This is a genomic window from Alkalihalophilus pseudofirmus OF4 (assembly GCF_000005825.2).
GTDB lineage: Bacteria > Bacillota > Bacilli > Bacillales > Bacillaceae_D > Alkalihalophilus > Alkalihalophilus pseudofirmus.
In genome coordinates this window covers 1,417,473-1,434,437 of the sequence record NC_013791.2, presented here as the reverse complement: position 1 = coordinate 1,434,437, position 16,965 = coordinate 1,417,473, and the positions used below count along the sequence as shown (strand labels likewise).

At 40.5% G+C, this 16,965-nt stretch carries 18 protein-coding genes and 1 riboswitch; of the genes, 2 read left to right on the top strand and 16 right to left on the bottom strand.

Annotated features, from left to right (window positions below):
• Positions 1-51: 51 nt before the first annotated feature.
• The 12 genes from BPOF4_RS07230 to BPOF4_RS07175 form a co-directional block, all read right to left on the bottom strand.
• Entirely contained in the window at positions 52-984 is a 933-nt protein-coding gene (locus BPOF4_RS07230; RefSeq protein WP_012958440.1) for a VanW family protein, read from the bottom strand.
• A 133-nt stretch (positions 985-1,117) separates the two neighbouring features.
• Positions 1,118-1,717, bottom strand: coding sequence for a cob(I)yrinic acid a,c-diamide adenosyltransferase (locus tag BPOF4_RS07225; RefSeq protein ID WP_012958439.1), 600 nt, complete (start codon positions 1,715-1,717; stop codon positions 1,118-1,120).
• Positions 1,718-1,731: 14 nt separating this feature from the next.
• On the bottom strand, positions 1,732-2,130 hold the full coding sequence (locus BPOF4_RS07220; protein ID WP_012958438.1) for a bifunctional adenosylcobinamide kinase/adenosylcobinamide-phosphate guanylyltransferase: 399 nt from the start codon (positions 2,128-2,130) through the stop codon (positions 1,732-1,734).
• Complete coding sequence (locus BPOF4_RS07215; RefSeq protein ID WP_041822326.1) at positions 2,127-2,759, bottom strand: histidine phosphatase family protein; 633 nt, start codon at positions 2,757-2,759, stop codon at positions 2,127-2,129. Before BPOF4_RS07215 ends, BPOF4_RS07220 begins: the two co-directional genes overlap by 4 nt.
• Entirely contained in the window at positions 2,717-3,502 is a 786-nt protein-coding gene (locus BPOF4_RS07210) for an adenosylcobinamide-GDP ribazoletransferase (RefSeq protein ID WP_012958436.1), read from the bottom strand. The genes BPOF4_RS07215 and BPOF4_RS07210 overlap by 43 nt, the downstream gene beginning before the upstream one ends.
• Entirely contained in the window at positions 3,489-5,012 is a 1,524-nt protein-coding gene (locus BPOF4_RS07205) for a cobyric acid synthase (protein ID WP_012958435.1), read from the bottom strand. Before BPOF4_RS07205 ends, BPOF4_RS07210 begins: the two co-directional genes overlap by 14 nt.
• Position 5,013: 1 nt before the next feature.
• Positions 5,014-5,613 (bottom strand): bifunctional adenosylcobinamide kinase/adenosylcobinamide-phosphate guanylyltransferase, encoded by a 600-nt coding sequence (locus tag BPOF4_RS07200; RefSeq protein ID WP_012958434.1) that lies wholly within the window; start codon positions 5,611-5,613, stop codon positions 5,014-5,016.
• On the bottom strand, positions 5,607-6,683 hold the full coding sequence (gene cobD, locus BPOF4_RS07195) for a threonine-phosphate decarboxylase CobD (RefSeq protein WP_012958433.1): 1,077 nt from the start codon (positions 6,681-6,683) through the stop codon (positions 5,607-5,609). The genes BPOF4_RS07200 and cobD overlap by 7 nt, the downstream gene beginning before the upstream one ends.
• Positions 6,670-7,629 (bottom strand): adenosylcobinamide-phosphate synthase CbiB, encoded by a 960-nt coding sequence (cbiB, locus tag BPOF4_RS07190; RefSeq protein ID WP_012958432.1) that lies wholly within the window; start codon positions 7,627-7,629, stop codon positions 6,670-6,672. Before cbiB ends, cobD begins: the two co-directional genes overlap by 14 nt.
• Positions 7,626-9,095, bottom strand: coding sequence for a heme ABC transporter ATP-binding protein (locus BPOF4_RS07185; protein ID WP_012958431.1), 1,470 nt, complete (start codon positions 9,093-9,095; stop codon positions 7,626-7,628). The genes cbiB and BPOF4_RS07185 overlap by 4 nt, the downstream gene beginning before the upstream one ends.
• Before the next feature lie 33 nt (positions 9,096-9,128).
• Positions 9,129-10,187, bottom strand: a complete 1,059-nt coding sequence (locus tag BPOF4_RS07180) for a FecCD family ABC transporter permease (RefSeq protein ID WP_012958430.1) — start codon at positions 10,185-10,187, stop codon at positions 9,129-9,131.
• Complete coding sequence (locus tag BPOF4_RS07175; RefSeq protein WP_012958429.1) at positions 10,150-11,148, bottom strand: ABC transporter substrate-binding protein; 999 nt, start codon at positions 11,146-11,148, stop codon at positions 10,150-10,152. The genes BPOF4_RS07180 and BPOF4_RS07175 overlap by 38 nt, the downstream gene beginning before the upstream one ends.
• Before the next feature lie 206 nt (positions 11,149-11,354).
• Positions 11,355-11,535: riboswitch (cobalamin riboswitch) on the bottom strand.
• A 148-nt stretch (positions 11,536-11,683) separates the two neighbouring features.
• Here BPOF4_RS07175 and BPOF4_RS07170 point away from each other — a divergent pair.
• Positions 11,684-11,896 carry a hypothetical protein gene (locus tag BPOF4_RS07170; RefSeq protein ID WP_148229502.1) on the top strand — a complete coding sequence of 71 codons (213 nt, stop codon included), beginning with the start codon at positions 11,684-11,686 and terminating at the stop codon, positions 11,894-11,896.
• A gap of 4 nt (positions 11,897-11,900) precedes the next feature.
• A complete protein-coding gene (locus tag BPOF4_RS07165; protein ID WP_012958427.1) occupies positions 11,901-12,200 on the top strand; it encodes a spore coat protein in 300 nt (99 codons plus the stop codon).
• Between the two features lie 74 nt (positions 12,201-12,274).
• Here BPOF4_RS07165 and BPOF4_RS07160 read toward each other — a convergent pair whose 3' ends face one another.
• The 4 genes from BPOF4_RS07160 to BPOF4_RS07145 all read right to left on the bottom strand — a co-directional run bounded on the left by BPOF4_RS07160 (position 12,275) and on the right by BPOF4_RS07145 (position 16,829).
• Complete coding sequence (locus tag BPOF4_RS07160) at positions 12,275-13,666, bottom strand: MATE family efflux transporter (protein ID WP_012958426.1); 1,392 nt, start codon at positions 13,664-13,666, stop codon at positions 12,275-12,277.
• 27 nt (positions 13,667-13,693) lie between these two features.
• Complete coding sequence (locus BPOF4_RS07155; RefSeq protein WP_012958425.1) at positions 13,694-14,140, bottom strand: MarR family winged helix-turn-helix transcriptional regulator; 447 nt, start codon at positions 14,138-14,140, stop codon at positions 13,694-13,696.
• A gap of 173 nt (positions 14,141-14,313) precedes the next feature.
• Positions 14,314-16,113, bottom strand: a complete 1,800-nt coding sequence (locus BPOF4_RS07150; RefSeq protein ID WP_012958424.1) for an ATP-binding protein — start codon at positions 16,111-16,113, stop codon at positions 14,314-14,316.
• Positions 16,113-16,829: a response regulator transcription factor gene (locus BPOF4_RS07145; RefSeq protein ID WP_012958423.1), complete on the bottom strand. Its 717-nt coding sequence runs from the start codon at positions 16,827-16,829 to the stop codon at positions 16,113-16,115. The genes BPOF4_RS07150 and BPOF4_RS07145 overlap by 1 nt, the downstream gene beginning before the upstream one ends.
• Positions 16,830-16,965 lie beyond the last annotated feature (136 nt).

The window sequence follows — 16,965 nt, the reverse complement described above, 5'->3', positions numbered from 1 at the left end:
AAAATCAAATATGGTCTGCCAACCAAACCAAAAAAAGCTAAGCATAAGAGCTTAGCTTGAAGGTGTAACACGCTGATTGGAATGAACACTGACCGTGATCTCTCCTCGCTCAAGAGAAACTTCTGTGCGTATGATCACAGGATGAGTGTGCGGGTTTTTAAATTTAAAGTCTGGCCCTCCCCAAGATACTGTCGCATCACGCCCGGCCGGAACGTAGCCTATGTCTTTAGAATGCGTAATCCGCTCAACCATTTCTAGACCAGCTTCTTCTACTGCATTATATAAGGTTGAAGATGTCTGACAGATGCCTCCGCCAACTCCCATCACAAATTCCTTATTCACAATTTCTTTCGCTTCCTTATAGCCACGTTCAATCGTTCGTTCTCCAACGACTTGATTAAAAGAAAATTGATCTCCAGGACCAAGGACAAAATCTTGGATTGACCCGGCAGACAATCTAATATTTTCAGAACGGCCAGCTACATTTGGGTTAAAATAAGTAGTAAATGCGCCGATCTCATACAAATCAATTCCCTCAAGTTGTTCTTCTGATACAGTTGGTTCCGTTACATAGATAGGAAGCGGGATCTGATTATCTAAAAATGTGGCATGTAATAAGGTGTCTATTAACTCTTCCTCCGCCAAAATCACCCTCGCTTGCCCCGGTGTTATGACTCCGTCTTTATTTATCGTCGGGTTTTGCATTGGAGTATCAATTGCTTCAGCAAGCTGTTTGGCAAAAACGACCAGTTCATCGCGCTGAACCGTATTTCCAGGTTGATATCCAAACTCATTTAATTCAATCACTTCAGTAGACTGATCCCGCTCATCGATAAGCTCAATCTGCCAAATAAGCGGTGTTTTAACCCTTTCTGCATTCATCGGATAACCAATATGATCCCCAGCAGTCAATGGTGCTTCTGCCACAGCCGGAGATGCTCCTAACAGCAAAAAACATCCTGCAATCAATAACCTTTTGCGCATCTTCTCACACTCCTCTATACACTCCATTGCTACATTATGTAAGAACATGGCACGGTATGATTACCCTTTTCTTTTTTCTGGCTAAACAGAAAAAGACACTAGGAACTCTGCTGAGCCTAGTGTCTTATCCTGCTTACTTAGTATCTCTCTTATCTTCTTTTCGTTTTCCGTTGCGAAAAACGAGCGCACTACGTTCGTACTCTACATCACGAACATTAAGACGTGCATTGACCACTCTTGCAACTGCAAAGAAATAATCAGACAAGCGGTTTAAATACTTTAAAACGATCGGGTTTGTCTGCGATTCTTGCTGCAGTCTTGTCGTTAATCGCTCGGCTCTTCTTGTGACTGTTCTGCATATATGCAGTGTTGCTGCAGCAGGTGAGCCTCCTGGTAAAATGAACCTTTCAAGCTCTGGGGCTTCTTTAATATACTCATCAATTCTCTCTTCTAGAAAATCAACAATCTCTTGCTTAGCTTTATATGGTCGGTCGTCGCTTACTTTCACCATTGCAAGGTCCCCGCCGCAATCAAATAGCTCATGCTGAATTTTTTCAAGTTCTCCTACTATATCAGCAAAAAGCTCTTGGTCAAGCTGAGTAACAGCCTGGCCGATAAAACTGTTTAATTCATCCGTTGTACCGTATGCTTCAACTCTTATATCATCCTTAAATAGTCTGCCGCCAATCACACTTGTTTTTCCTTCATCACCAGTTCTCGTATAAAGTTTCATCCGTTTTCCTCCTCTTATTTCAGCCGCTGATTGATGCCATACCAAATAACATCAACACGATCTGCTCTTTCTACAATATCCTGATAACACCACCCAACAAGATCTCTCAAACTTCTATGTCTGCTATCAATTGGCACAATTCCTTTTCCGATATCACAGCCAATAAGGTAAAGCTTATTTTTAGGTGAGCTGTCTTCCCATTCTATTAATCTTTGAAGCCACTGTCTAAACAGACCTCTAGAATGATCTACATCTTGCTCTAAAAACTGTTCAATCACGTGTTCAAGCCCGAAGATAATAGAAATGCCTTCACTTCGGATTATCTCTTCACCCTCTATATTGCTAGTATATCCATTATACCATGTGATCTCTGAATATTCGCTCGCTTCGATATGGGAAATTTGAGTTTTCACCCATTTGTTTTTACCACAGAAGGCACTACCTGTAATAAACTGAATCGTTGTCCCCTCCTAACGTCTACGATATCTCCTGTTAGTTTGTATGCTTTTCCTATATCAGCAGTCCACTCATTAAACGGCATTAAATTCGGTGCATATTCACTCAATAAATACCTAATTACACCGCCATGCGTCACACACCCAACAGTAGAATGCTTATTCCTTGATGCTTCGTTTAACAATTGATTAAAACCTTGTTCAATTCGATTCGTAAAATCTTTAAAACACTCCCCATTAGGAGGAGTAATGGTTCGAGGATTCGCAATCCAGTTCTGATAATGAGGTAAATCAGCTAAATCTCTATACTGCTTCCCTTCCCAATCCCCAAAGTCATATTCTCTTAGAGAAGACATCAGGACAGGGTTTTGGTCGGGAAATAAAAGAGAAGACGTTTCAATACATCTGTTTAAATCACTGGAATAGAGTTGATCCAGCTTCATCTTCACACACCATGACTTGAGGGAGTCTAATCGCGACTGTTCTTTTTCAAGAAGGGATAGATTCGTGTGGCCTAAATACCTTTTTTCCTTGTTATAGCTGGTTAAACCATGCCGAATGAGTACAACACAAAGAGTACCGCCCACAAAAATGTTTCACTCCCTTCTGTTCCCGCGCCAATCGTATCACCTGTGATTCCATTAATTTGTTTATAGCTGAACCTCAACCAGCCTATCAAAAAGAGAAGAGCCAATAATACTAACCAAACCGAAGTGAAATCAAGGGTCAAAAAAGCTATAAGTGCAGCTGTAACCCAGCTGAAAAATACAAGCTTCACCGACGTGGTTTGAGCAGGCTTTAGAGCTGCTGCCATTCCATTATTTCTCGCAAATGAACCAAGTAATATCTGACTGCCCATGATGATACGTGTTAAAAACGGAATAAGAATCAGCCAATAGACCGATAATGAAGCTTCGATGACTTCATAAATGAATAAAAATCTCCATCCTAATAAAAATAGCAAGGAAATGACCCCAAATGCTCCAACTCTTGAATCCTTCATGATTTCAAGCTTACGATCTATAGACTGTCTAGAGAACACAGCATCACTGAAATCTGCCCAACCATCAAGGTGCAGAGCACCTGAATAGATACACGTAAATGTCAGCAGCCATGCTGCAATAATCAGGGATGACAAATTGGTGTATTGGACTAACAGATAAGCCTGTCCTCCTAGTAACCCCCCTAAGACAAGCCCTGTTAAAGGATAAAAACAGACTGAGATTCGAGCCAGCCTCTCATTCCAGCCAAGCTGCATAGGTATAGGTATGGTAGTTAGTAATTGAAAAGCTAACAAAGCACCTTTTACTAGATTTTTAATTGATTCCATGCTGACTTTTCTCCCATGTCTCTATTCGATTCAATAGGCTATTTACATCTAACTCCTTTAAAACGGAATCAGCTAACTGATCATAGGCCCGTCCTCTGAGTTTTTCATAGGAAACAACCTCTCTTTTGTTAAACCCTTTCTTATCTCTTAGTTGATTTAACCATGTATTCCGCCATTCGTCATGGAAATAGAGATGATGCAGATACGTCCCGATTATGCGTCCCGATTCCCCGTGTACGCCTTCATATTTTCCGTTTAATCTAAGGAAAGGTAACACTTCATCTGTTAAGTAGAAAGTTTCTCCTAAATGAATCTCATAGCCGCTAATGGTTGGGTTGTTTATCTCCCGGTAATGCAGTAACTCTCCTGATGATTGAATCGTCGTTTTATCTTTCCTGAATTCGGTTTCAAGCGGAGAAAGACCAAGCCCGTTTACTTTTTTTCCAACTATTCCAGTATCCGTCCCAGCCGTATCAACAATCGACGCTCCCATTAATTGATAACCGCCGCATATCCCGACAAGATAGCCTCCATCTTTTGCATACGTTTGAATCGCTTTATACAGGTTTGTTTCATGCAGCCAGCTTAAAGCAGCGATAGTGCTTTTAGTGCCGGGCAGAATGACCGCATCAGGATAACCTAACTCTTCTCCTCTTTGGACAAAACGTAGAGACACATCTTCTTCAGATAAAATAGGTTCTAAGTCGGTATGATTCGATACATAAGGGAGGTCGATGACAGCAATATCTATGCTCTCCCTCTGTGGTGATTGATGCTTTCTAAGTTGATCCAGTGCAAGCGAATCTTCAGCTTCAATTCGGAGATTCGCAAGATGCGGAATCACAGCTAATACAGGGATATTCAGATGCTCCTCAATCCATTTTTCGCCGTTCTCAAATAAAGCACGGTCTCCTCGGAACTTATTAATGACTACTCCGATTACACGGCTTCTTTCTTCTTTACTTAATAAAGAAAGTGTTCCCGCAATAGAGGCAAAGACACCGCCGCGGTCTATATCAGCGACTAATACGACAGGTACATCGGCTAACTCGGCGACTTTCATATTAACGAGTTCTTTATCATTTAAGTTCATCTCAACTGGACTTCCGGCCCCTTCTATTACCACAAATTCATACTCTTTCTTTAGTTCAGCTAAAGAGGAAGAAATGGCTTCTAACCCTTTTTCATAAAATGTTTCTCGATAATCGGCACCTGTTGCTGTATGTTGTCTTTTACCTAATAGAACGATTTCAGCTTCTTGATCGCTCGTCGGCTTTAATAAAATGGGATTCATAAATACGCTCGCTTGAACGTTAGCTGCTTCTGCTTGTATGCCCTGTGCTCGTCCGATTTCTTCATTAGAAGCTGTAACATAAGAGTTATTAGACATATTCTGCGATTTAAATGGCGCAACTTTAATCCCTCTATTATAAAGAATTCGGCAAAGGGCTGTACAAAGTATGCTCTTTCCTACATCTGACGCCGTTCCTTGAATCATTAATCCTCTCATGTCACTCCCTGCCTTTCTTTATAATTGGAATTCCAGCCTCAACTAGAACCGCTTCATCTGACTCGCACACTGCATGCTGGTGCAAGGTGCCTAAGAGCTTTGCATAAACGAGGGGTAATTCATCTAAAAAAAGCTCATGACTTACCTCATTTGACACTAGAACAGCCGTGAATTTTCCTCTAGCTAAATGAGTGATAAACGATTTAAGCTTGGTTTCTATTTTTTTCCGGTAGAAAGGATCCTTCCATTTATCCGGTTCATCCTGCCAATCGTTGAATAATTCGTTAGTCAGTAAAGTGGTTAAACAATCAATCAAAATAACATCTGTTGGTTTAAATAACGGCAGCCGCTCTCCAACATTTGTACTCTGTTCAATCACCCTCCAGTGCGGGGATGTTTTACTCCGTTGAAGCTGATGTTTTTCCACTCTTTGCTTCATTTCATCATCATCTGCCAGGCCGGTTGCAAGATAATATAATGCTCCCTTTTCTTTGTTAAACAGTTTGACTTGATAAAGCTCCTCATGAAACAGATCTACTGCACGTCTTTCCGCATAAGAGCTCTTTCCGCTTCTTACTCCGCCTGTTATAAAAATTAGCATGATTGATCCCGCCATTTTTTTAATACAGATAAAAGAATGGTATTTTCATCTTTCGTCTTGACAGCCAGCCTTAAATAACGTCCATTCAACCCATTAAAAGAGTACGTATGTCTAGGAATAATTTTATGTTCAATTAAAAAGATCATAAGCGGTCTAAGATCCCGCTTATCTTTTTCACTAAGCAAATAAAAATTAACGACAGAATCAGACACGCAAAAGTCCATTTTCCGAAGCTCTGTCTTCATCCGCAGCCTTTCTTTTTTTATGTATACAGCTGTTTCATTTATAAATGATGAATCCTGCAGGAGGTTAAGTCCGATCCGCTGAGCAAGTCCGTTCACACTCCAAGGCGGCTGAAGATTTCTTATTTGTTGGATGATTGAAGGAGACGCAACCATATAACCGAGGCGTACACCTGCAATTCCATACATTTTAGTCATCGATCGTAAAATGATTAAATGATTACATTGTTGAATTTCCTCTATGATGGTTTGCTTACTCTCCTGGAAATCATAAAATGCTTCATCTATTACAACCATAGTGTTATGTTGTGCAGCCAAGTTGAGGATTTCTCGGATTTCTTCTATCTCGTACGTGGTTCCTGTCGGATTATTAGGCGCACATAGAAACATTAGGTCAACCTCATCTAGGCGCCCCTCTAATTGTCTGAGATCTATTTTCCAGGGGTCCTCTAACACGATCGATTCCATTTCACAGCCATTAGCCTCACATGCATCTCTATATTCACTGAACGCAGGTTCTATCAACAGCACCTTTTTTCCTTGATAAAGATGGGCCAAATGAAAGATTAATTCTGCCGCTCCGTTTCCTGCTAACAGCCTGCTTTTATCAACCTTTAGATGCTTCGCTAGAGCTTCTGTTAAGTGTTCAGCATGAGGTTCTGGATAGGCACTTATTGCCTCTTTGAGATCACTTTGAGTAAGGTTCGCATAATTGCTCATACCTAATGGGTTCGTGTTTACACTAAAATCGATTGAGCCTTCTTTATAAGCCACTCCTAATGCTTTCGTAAAGATCTTAGGGTTGGCGCCGTGGTCAGGTAAGGACATACCACATACCCCCAATCATCCATAATAAAATTGTGAATCCGAAAACTGTGCGTATCATCAAGCGATTAGCAGCAAGTATATGTTCTGGAAGAAGTTTAATTAATGAGTCTCCCATTCTAGCTCGCTCTGACACGTGTCCGCCATATACATTTCTCCCGCCGAGCTGGATCCCCATTAGTGTCGCAGCTGCTGCTTCTCCCCACCCGCTATTTGGGCTCGGGTGCTTCTTCGCATCTCTTAAAAGCACGTTAAGACACTCTGTTCGGCTGCGTTTTAGCGCAGGACGATTAAACATAATCATAATCAATCCAGTCAGTCTGCTTGGTATCAAATTAAAAAGATCATCCAATTTCGCCGCTGCATACCCAAACTCAGAATATCTCTCATTTTTATACCCTACCATTGAATCGCCTGTATTAACGGCTCTGTAAATCATAGCAAGGGGAGCACCTCCAAGCAGCGCATAAAATAAAGGTGCAGTAATCCCATCACTCGTATTTTCTGATACCGTTTCAATGGTTGCTCTTGTAATCTCTTCTTCCTTCAAATTCGTAGTATCACGACCTACGATATATGATAGATACTTCCTTGCTTCGTTTAGATCCTTATTTACGAGAGGCTGCCACACATCCAGCGCTGCTTGCTTTAACCCTTTTGCAGCGATCGTCGTTGAAATAAACCATGCCTCTACCATAATTCCTAGCATGGTATGAATGGAATAGGCAGTATAAACGATGATAAAGAGGACACCGCCGCTGATAGAGAGTAAAATAAGCATCATCATAAACCCTTTAACACGGCGATGGCTGCCATTATTCAATTTTTTTTCAAAGAAGGAGATGATTTTCCCCATCCCAACGACAGGGTGCGGCAGCCATTTTGGGTCGCCGATCAGACGATCAATGATCACAGCAAAAGTTAGAGCCATCAAATGATATAAAATCATATTCCCCGCCTCTTTTTGTTATTAACAATCGCCTCTCTTGTAGCCTCATATACCAACTTAGCCATTAACTTTCCAACTGGAGTAATGGTCCCGGCATATGGGAATTCCTCCCCTTCCTGACTAGCTGCAATCATTACACTGTCAGTAGACGTTCCTGTTGCAATCGTTTGAGTGATTTCATCTTTAATTCCTTCATCAAACATCGCTTTACTTTTAGCTTCCGTTACCGTCATTAACGCTTGAACGTATGCAGACTCTGGCATCTTACCTTCCACAAATACCCAAGTATTTATAGTACCTACCTTACTTTCAATCTGCGGGTGAGAAAAAGCTCTTGTCGCATCGACGGCATTTGACGTACCTGCTGTCACCATGACTAACATATTTAATCCATTTTCATTCACACGTAATATAACTCCATCTTCTAACATTGCCGCGGTCATCATGCCCATCACATCTTCACCGCTCATTTCACGTTCAGTAAGGTAGTGTCTAAATTCGGAAATGACATCATCACACTGATAATCTTTATGCACATGACGATTAACAAACGTATTATGCCAGCTGAACCCTGCCCCTAATACAGCAGATGATAACGCCTTCCATCTGTTAGGACTCGTTATTTTTATCCACTGTGCATTCTGTTCAATCTGTAATTGATCGATAGGTGAGAGACTTTCTTGATCAGCTGTTTCAGGAACAAATGTAATTAATGGTGAAGGATGAGCCGGATGTTCTCCGCACTCAAGCGCTGTTTTATACACATCAGTCAGAGACTCTTTTTTCATCACATTTCTCGGATCGTTTAATGCGATTGTCTGACCTTCATCTAATAACAAGACTCGATCACAGTATAAGCTTGCCATATTTAAATCATGGAGAACGGCAATGACCGTTAAGCCGCGATCCCTAGACCATTGTTTAAGCGAATTCAATAAGCTCATTTGATAGGAGATATCAAGGTGATTCGTTGGCTCATCTAGTAATAAAATATCTGGTTCCTGAGCTAAAGCTCTCGCTAAAAGCACACGCTGGCGCTCCCCGCCGCTTAATGATTGAAGCGGTATGTCTTTAAATCCTTCCGTTCCGGTCTGACGAAGAGCTTGCTCTATCACTTGATGATCTTCTTTCGTCAGTCCTTGCAGCCATCCTTTTTGATAGGGATACCTCCCAAGCGCCACCACATCCGATACAGAATACGTAAAGGCCGTCTCAGATTGCTGAGGCAGGACTGCCATAAGTTTGGCTAATTCTTTTGAGTGATAGGTTGTGAGAGATCTTTCATTTAAAATAATCTTCCCCTGTACAGGCTCCTGACTGCCGCTAATCGCTTTTAAAAGGGTCGTTTTACCGCTGCCATTAGGACCAACTATCCCAAAAATCTCTCCTTTATTTACGTTGAAAGACACATTTTCAATCACGATTTTTTCGCCGTAGCTTAATGTTAAGTTAGTTACATTTAACAATTACGTTCCTCCTTTCTCTTTCATAATGACATTTTATCTTCCAATCTTGCGTTGTTTTAACAAAATAAGCGCAAATACAGGCCCGCCTATAATCGCCGTTATAACCCCGATTGGCAGCTCTGTTGGCGCTAAAACTGTTCTAGCCGTTAGATCCGTTAAGGCTAAAAATCCTGCCCCCACAAACATTGAGAGCGGAATCAAATGCTTATGGTCACTTCCCCAAAGCAATCTCGTCAGATGCGGAATGACTAAACCTACGAATCCAATCGTGCCTGAAACAGCTACTGCACCTCCTGTAACGATTGTAGCACCAAGTAATATGGTCAATTTACGCACCTTTAAGTTCACACCTAATTGACGGGCTGTTTCTTCACCAAATGCTAGTGCATTGAGTTCATGCCGGTTAAAAAACAACATAATAAATCCAATTAGAAAACAAGGAACAATCATGTATACATAGGGCCATCCTCGCATCGCCACACTGCCCATCAGCCAATTAATAATCTGCCGCAGCTCATCACCTGTTAATGAAATCATCAAGGAGATAAACGCGCCCAAAAACGAGCTGAAAATAATTCCTGCTAAAATAATCGTCTCAGCCGACATCGAACGCTGAACGATTCTAGCAAACCCTATAACTAAAAATAAAGTTAAAAAGCCTGAAATAATACTGACAAAAGGTAATGTGAACTGTCCAATAATCGGCAAGCTGATGCCAAAAAATAATACGACCACCGCACCAACTGCAGCCCCTGATGAAACCCCTAATGTATAAGGATCAGCAAGGGGATTTTTAAGAAAACCTTGAAAGGCTGCTCCAGCAACGGCTAAACAAGCGCCGACCATCATAGCGAGCAGCGTCCTCGGAAGTCTGATTTCCATCACAATATTTACATGCATAGGATCTAGGGCTGCATTGAGCGGTATATGTAATCCTTCTTGTAAAACGATAAGTATAACGGTAGAAAAGGGAAGTTCAACACTTCCCTTTCCGATGCTTATGATAAACGCTGTAAAACAAAATATTAGTACTGCTGTATAGGCAATAAAGTGATTATTCGCCAAATACCTCTGGATAAATGACTGACGCAAGTTCCTCTACTCCTTTTACAAGACGCGGACCTGACCTTGTGACTTCATCAGATTGCACATCATAAATACGCTCATTTTTAACGGCATCTACATCTTGCCAAGCGGCACGTTCTTTAATTTTCTCATCAGCGTTTTCAACGTAATACCCGTAAGTTGTAATAATCACTTGTGGATTCAAAGTGACTACTTCCTCTTCAGTAAATTGCGGCCACCCCTGCTCCGTATCAGCAATATTATTAGCACGAATTAGAGTAAGCATTTCATCAATAAACGTTTCGCTGCCAGCTGTATATAACTCGTCTGACACTTCAACCCATACATCTACCTGTTCTTCCTCACTAATTTCTGATGCTTTTTCTTCAATAGCTGCAAAACGTTCTTTCATCTCTTCGATGGTAGAAGCTGCTTCTTGATCTCCGCCAGATGCTTCTCCAATCATTGTGATAGCCTCATATACGGCATCAATGGAACTTGCATCGTTAATGACAACTACCGGAATACCAGCAGAACGGATTTGATCTAATCCTTCAGTTGAACTATGTGCATTTGATTCATGGGATAAAACAAGATCAGGACTAAGAGATAGCACACGCTCGACATCAAAGTTCATATCTCCTACGCTTTCAATATCTAAGACTTCTTCAGGATAGTTGTCCCAATCTGTACGGCCTACCACATATTCTCCTTGCTCAATTTTAAACAATGTCTCGGTAATACTAGGAATGAGAGAAACGATTTTCTCAGGCTTCTCTTCAATTACAATCTCTTCTCCCAAAGCATCAGTTACAGTTCTAGGAAAATCTCCAGCTTCTTCGTTCTCACTTTCAGCATTTTCTTCCTCCCCTGCTTCTTCTGTATCAACAGGCTCAGTACTCTCCTCTGTATCTGTTGTCTCCCCACAAGCAGTTAAAACAAAAGCAAGCATAAGTGCGGCAAGAATTGCATACCACTTTTTCAACATAAAATCCTCTCCTAAATATGTAGTATTACTTATTTTCTCTCTCTAGCTCTTCTGTGGAACATATTGTTGAATCAGGCGGCATATACACAAAAAAAGCACTCCATGCCGAGGAGTGCTTACACATTAAAGTAGTACTAATCTTACTCTATTTTTGAAATGAAATAAAATAGAGTCGTTTTAGACCGCTTCCCCTTTTCCTCGAAGGTTTCACACGAAACACCTAGGCAGGTCTCCTGACTCATGCTTATCGATTACTTCCCCTTCCCATCAAATTGACAGTGGATGTGCAGGCAATCAAGCATTTACAGTGGCGGGACCGCGTTGGATTTACACCAACTTCCCTATTATCACTTCTATAACAAAGTGACCTAGATGTGCTATATGAGATTGTTAATAAGTACCTTTATTATACATGATCACCACGTATTCGACACTATTTTTTAAACATTTTGTCTATCAATAAAAAATTAATAGGTTTTATTTTATAAAACAGTGGAATTCATACATTACATTCCAAAACAACAAGGAGGCAACAATGATGGCAAAAACAAACTACGCAGCTCATGAAGTGTTAGAAGTTCATGAAATGCTGACGATTAAATCAGCTAGTGCTGCAAAATCCTCAATGATGCAAGGGCTAGCTTCTGACAAGAAACTAAAACAATTGCTACAAAAAGATGCCACTGCATCTCAAGAGGCTGTTAAAGAATTGCGTAGTATTCTAGAAAAAGTAGAGAAAGGAGAATAAGCATATGTCTAGTATTCTTGATAAAATCAATAATAAAGATTTAATTAATGATGAAGTCATTGCAACAGATCTCCTAGTAACTGCAAAAGCAGCTGTCCGGAGCTATGCAGTAGCTATTACGGAAACAGCAAGCCCTGAGATCCATAAAATTTTAAAGAAACAATTAGATGAAACGATACAATTACATCATGAAGTGGCTACCTATATGATTGAGCAGGAAATGTATCATGCTTATGATGTTGACGAGCAAGTCAGTCATGACCTCGAAAAAGCAAAACTTGCTCTTGAGATGCCATCTTCATAAAGGTTCATTTATAAGAAAGGTGAGTCGCATTGATTAATATGCCTCACCTTTCTTTTGCTATTAAGAGTTATATCTTAATGTGTTAAAGAAATAATATCTTCTTTTACCTCCTCTTCTTTACCCTTCACTAAAATCGTATCCCGATCTTTATAAAGAAGCACAGAAGCTAACACAAATGACAGCACATCAGCAATCGGAAACGCAATCCACACCCCGCTGACTCCAAAGAAACGAGGCAGAATTAAGACGAGCGGAATTAAGAATACGATTTGTCTAGAAAGCGACAAAATCAACGCTGGCTTCGGTTTCCCTAGCGCCTGATACAGTCCGCCGGCAACCACTTGCACACCGACAACAAAGAAGGTTAAGAATAAAATCCGCATCGCACTTGCACCAGCTTCAATGACTTCTGGATCTGCTGTAAAGATTCTCATAAACCAAGCAGGGAAAATCATCATGGATAAAAAGATGACGACAGATGAAATGACAACGACTTTTAATGTCAGCCATATCGTTTCTCGCATCCTCTCAAACTGCTTGGCTCCGTAGTTATAACCTACAATAGGCATCATGCCCTGCATGACCCCAATGATCGGCATAACTGCAAACATAAGAATGCGTTGAATGATCCCAAAGATCCCCACATAGAGATCACTGCCATATTGAATGAGCATCGTATTAATAGCAATCATCATGATACTTCCTGAGGCTTGCTGAACAAAGGCCGGCATTCCCACTGATACGACTTCTTTTACGATGCTCCATTTAATTTTCAAGTCTTCCCACGCTAAGGAAAGTGAACTTTGACCAGTTAGATAATAGCGTAAAATAACAACGGTAACGGCAGCTTGAGAGATAACTGTTGCAACAGCCGCTCCTTGCACGCCCATATTTAGCCCGAAAATAAAGATGGGGTCTAAGATAATATTTAACACTGCTGGAATAATCATTGTGTTTATCGCAAATTTTGCATTTCCTTCAGACCTTACAATGTTATTCGTTGCAAAAGCGAATGAAAAGAAAAATGTTCCAAGCATAATTGGGAACATATATTCAACAGCATACGGTAGAATATCAGGACTTGCTCCAAATAAGACAAGCATTGGCTCTAAGAAGGTAAAAGAGGCAATAACCCCGATTATGCTGATCAGCAAAATAATCGAGATAATATTTCCAAATACCTGGTTTGCTTCGTCTCCCCGCTTTTCCCCGAGTCTTCTGGAAATAACTGAGGCTCCCCCGATTCCCATCGCAGCTGACACTGCCATAATAATCATCATCACAGGAAACGCGATCGTTACTCCTGCTACCGCTTCGATTCCTACACCGTAGGATATGAAGATAGTATCAACCACATTATATAAAGCCATAACAAACATCCCAATCATTGCCGGGATGGATAAATCTCGTAAAAGCTTAGGTATAGACTCTGTACCTAGCTTGTCACTTTTCATTTTTTCTTTCATATATGTTTCTTCCTTTCAAACAGTCTATCAATTAGACGGTTTTTCGCATTGGACATTGTTTTCAATTCTTTTTAACCAGGTAATTAGAAGCTCCTTTTCTTCAGGATCAAATCCTTCCATCAAGCTGCTTTCTAGTTGATTAAGTTCTTCCCATAGCTGTGCTTCTATCTTTTTGCCTTCATCAGAGATATGAACAATCTTAGCCCGTTTATCCATTTCGCTCGTTACTCTTTGAATCAAATCTTTCTTTAACAACGATTCGATAATCCCATTCATTGTTGAACCTTTTATATATAACTTTTTTTGAAGCTCTACCTGAGTTTGAGAACCATATGTTACAAGCAAATATAAGACTCTTGATTGAGCTACAGTGAGATCATAGTCTGCAAGTTTAAGGTTATATTGATTTTGAATTCGGTGAGAGAGTATACCGATGTGATAGCCGATTCTATTTTCAAGCTGTCGCGTGGACATTAGTTAGCCTCCTAAGTATTTATCCTGTCATATTGTATCAGCTTCGATTACGTAAATCAATTTATTTTTATTATCGAAATAAATTTGACGACTGCTAACAAATTTGAATCAAAAAAGACAGCCGCAGCGGCTGTCTTTTTTTCTTATTATTTACGTTTCAGATGAAACAAGATTTATCGGGACAGTTCTTCTTTCTCCGTACCAGCTTCAGGAATAAAGAAGGAAAATGTCGTTCCCTCGTCAATTTTGCTGTGAACAGAAATCTGACCTTTATGGGCATCGACAATATTCTTCGCTATCGCAAGGCCTAGACCAGTCCCACCTCTTGCCCTCGTACGTGCTTTATCTGCTTTGTAAAACCTCTCAAACACGTAAGGAAGGTCTTCTTCAGGAATTCCCGATCCTGTATCAATTACGTCAAACTTCACACCATATTCATTCGATCTAACTTTCACTGTCACTCTGCCATTTTCACCCGTATGTCTGATGGCATTATGAATCAAGTTCGTTAACACTTGTTCAATTCTGTCAGGATCAAATGAGTTGGTGTATCCGTCTTCTACATGATCAAGCCTGAGAGCAACCCCTTCATCTTTTGCGTAACCTTGAAATTTCCTCACGATCCGATCAGAAAATGCCCCAAGCTCTACTGCTTCCATATGAAGCTCAATATGACCAGCTTCCATACGTGCTAAATCTAAGAGCTCGTTCACAAGGCGACCCATCCTTAGCGATTCATCATAAATGATCTTGGCAAATTCCTTCTTATCTTCTTCAGAGCCTGCAATATCATCAATAATCGCTTCGCTGTAGCCTTGCAGCATCGACACCGGCGTTCTAAGTTCATGAGATACATTTGCAATAAAATCCTTACGCAGTTTATCATGACGTCTTTCTTCTGTCATGTCGCGGATTACCGCAACCGCACCTCTAACATATTCCCGGTCATAGAGCGGAGTCATTAAAATAGCCCAGCTTCTTCCTTGCACGTCGATCTCAATCATTTGTTCCTTTTCAACAGATACGACACGCTGAAATAATTGTTCCACCGCTTCAGGCAGTACAGAAGAATCGTCATTAATCCCTTGTTCATAAAACCAAGACTGCATAAAGCGCTCTGCTGGCGGATTCGTCACAATCACTTGGCCTTTGCGGTCAAGAGTGATGACTCCATCTGCCATACTAACTAAGATTCTAGACAATTGTTCTTTTTCTTGGTTAAGAGCATGAATGTTGCGGTTTAATTCTCTTCCCATTCGATTGAAAGCCATAGCAAGCTGTCCAATTTCATCATGTGTAAGAATCGGCACCTTCGTTTTAAACTGGCCTTGAGCTACTTCTAGTGCGACCTGTCTCATTTTACGAAGAGGAGCTGTAATTCTAGAAGAGAGGAAGAATGCAAAAATGGTTGTTAAAACAATAGCAATCCCGGCTGAAAAATAAACAATCTGCTTCGTTTCATTTGACGTCTCTTCAATGGCTGATAATGATTGATATAGAAATACTGCACTATTATCAAGCTCTGTTGGCTGAAGAGGTACGCCGACAACCATCATTTCTGTGTGACTCGCTTCACCGTTGTCGGATAAAGGAAAATCACCTTCTGTTGCAACCACTTGTTCACCATTAAATACTTCACTTAAAACCGGGTTAGTCATAAATAATTGAGCATAAATATCATCATTGGCACTGTTATTTGTTCCCCAGACCTTTGTCCCTTCCACAAAAATTAATGCGTGGGTTTCAAAGGATGAACCGTATTGTGAAATGGTTCTTAGTGCATCATCTTGTTCATCATACCCATCAAATATAGCTGCTATCATGTTCGCATGATTAACAAGCTGCGACTCTGCTTCATTTACATGAAAACGTTCAAATGATTGCAAAAGCAAGACCATAAGAATCGTTAATACCACTGACACAAGCAATAGAATGGTAAACCAAAGTTTACCGACAACGCTTCGCCACAACATTACTCTTTCTGTGCCTCAAACTTGTATCCAACGCCCCATACAGTAGAAATCATTGCTGCAGCTTCAGGGGAGATACGATTTAATTTCTCACGTAAGCGTTTAATATGTGTATCAACCGTACGAAGATCTCCAAAGAAATCATAGTTCCATACATCTTTTAACAGCTGTTCTCGTGAAAATACTTTATCTGGTGATTGTGCTAAATAATGAAGCAGCTCATACTCTTTTGGAGTTAAACTGATCTCATCTCCATTAACAGACACACGGTGTGCATCATTATCAATTGTAAGATGCGGGAAGACAAGTACATCCTTTGTCTGCGTATCAGTCTGGAGGAATTTCGTTGTAGACGAACGGCGCAAGAGCGCTTTCACTCTTAAAACAACTTCGCGTGGACTAAATGGCTTTACGATGTAGTCATCCGTACCTACTTCAAACCCTTGTACGCGGTTAGCTTCTTCTCCCTTTGCTGTCAGCATCATCACTGGAGTCGCCTTTGTTTTACGGAGTTCCTGACATACTTCAATTCCATCCATTCCAGGCATCATAATATCTAATAAAATAAGGTCATAGTCTATTTCAAGTGCGAGGCTTAATGCCTTCTCACCATTTTCAGCCTCTTCAACCTCATAATTTTCTCTTTCTAAATACATCTTCAAAAGTCTGCGAATACGATCCTCATCATCTACGACTAAAATCTTTGCTTCTTTTTCCATATGTATAAAACCTCCTAAATAGGTAAGTTAATTCATTCTATTAAGTGTAGCATGCCAAATACTGAAAAATAAACTAACATGTGTTTATCATAAAATAGAAAGAAAGACCCTCGCAACTATACGAGGGTCTAAACAG

Bases quoted from the DNA above. Each gene is read 5' to 3' on its own strand.
- BPOF4_RS07230 (WP_012958440.1), bottom strand. From the start codon at position 984: ATGCGCAAAAGGTTATTGATTGCAGGATGTTTTTTGCTGTTAGGAGCA.
- BPOF4_RS07225 (WP_012958439.1), bottom strand. From the start codon at position 1,717: ATGAAACTTTATACGAGAACTGGTGATGAAGGAAAAACAAGTGTGATT.
- BPOF4_RS07210 (WP_012958436.1), bottom strand. From the start codon at position 3,502: ATGGAATCAATTAAAAATCTAGTAAAAGGTGCTTTGTTAGCTTTTCAA.
- BPOF4_RS07205 (WP_012958435.1), bottom strand. From the start codon at position 5,012: ATGAGAGGATTAATGATTCAAGGAACGGCGTCAGATGTAGGAAAGAGC.
- BPOF4_RS07200 (WP_012958434.1), bottom strand. From the start codon at position 5,613: ATGCTAATTTTTATAACAGGCGGAGTAAGAAGCGGAAAGAGCTCTTAT.
- cobD (WP_012958433.1), bottom strand. From the start codon at position 6,683: ATGTCCTTACCTGACCACGGCGCCAACCCTAAGATCTTTACGAAAGCA.
- cbiB (WP_012958432.1), bottom strand. From the start codon at position 7,629: ATGATTTTATATCATTTGATGGCTCTAACTTTTGCTGTGATCATTGAT.
- BPOF4_RS07175 (WP_012958429.1), bottom strand. From the start codon at position 11,148: ATGTTGAAAAAGTGGTATGCAATTCTTGCCGCACTTATGCTTGCTTTT.
- BPOF4_RS07170 (WP_148229502.1), top strand. From the start codon at position 11,684: ATGATGGCAAAAACAAACTACGCAGCTCATGAAGTGTTAGAAGTTCAT.
- BPOF4_RS07165 (WP_012958427.1), top strand. From the start codon at position 11,901: ATGTCTAGTATTCTTGATAAAATCAATAATAAAGATTTAATTAATGAT.
- BPOF4_RS07160 (WP_012958426.1), bottom strand. From the start codon at position 13,666: ATGAAAGAAAAAATGAAAAGTGACAAGCTAGGTACAGAGTCTATACCT.
- BPOF4_RS07155 (WP_012958425.1), bottom strand. From the start codon at position 14,140: ATGTCCACGCGACAGCTTGAAAATAGAATCGGCTATCACATCGGTATA.
- BPOF4_RS07150 (WP_012958424.1), bottom strand. From the start codon at position 16,113: ATGTTGTGGCGAAGCGTTGTCGGTAAACTTTGGTTTACCATTCTATTG.
- BPOF4_RS07145 (WP_012958423.1), bottom strand. From the start codon at position 16,829: ATGGAAAAAGAAGCAAAGATTTTAGTCGTAGATGATGAGGATCGTATT.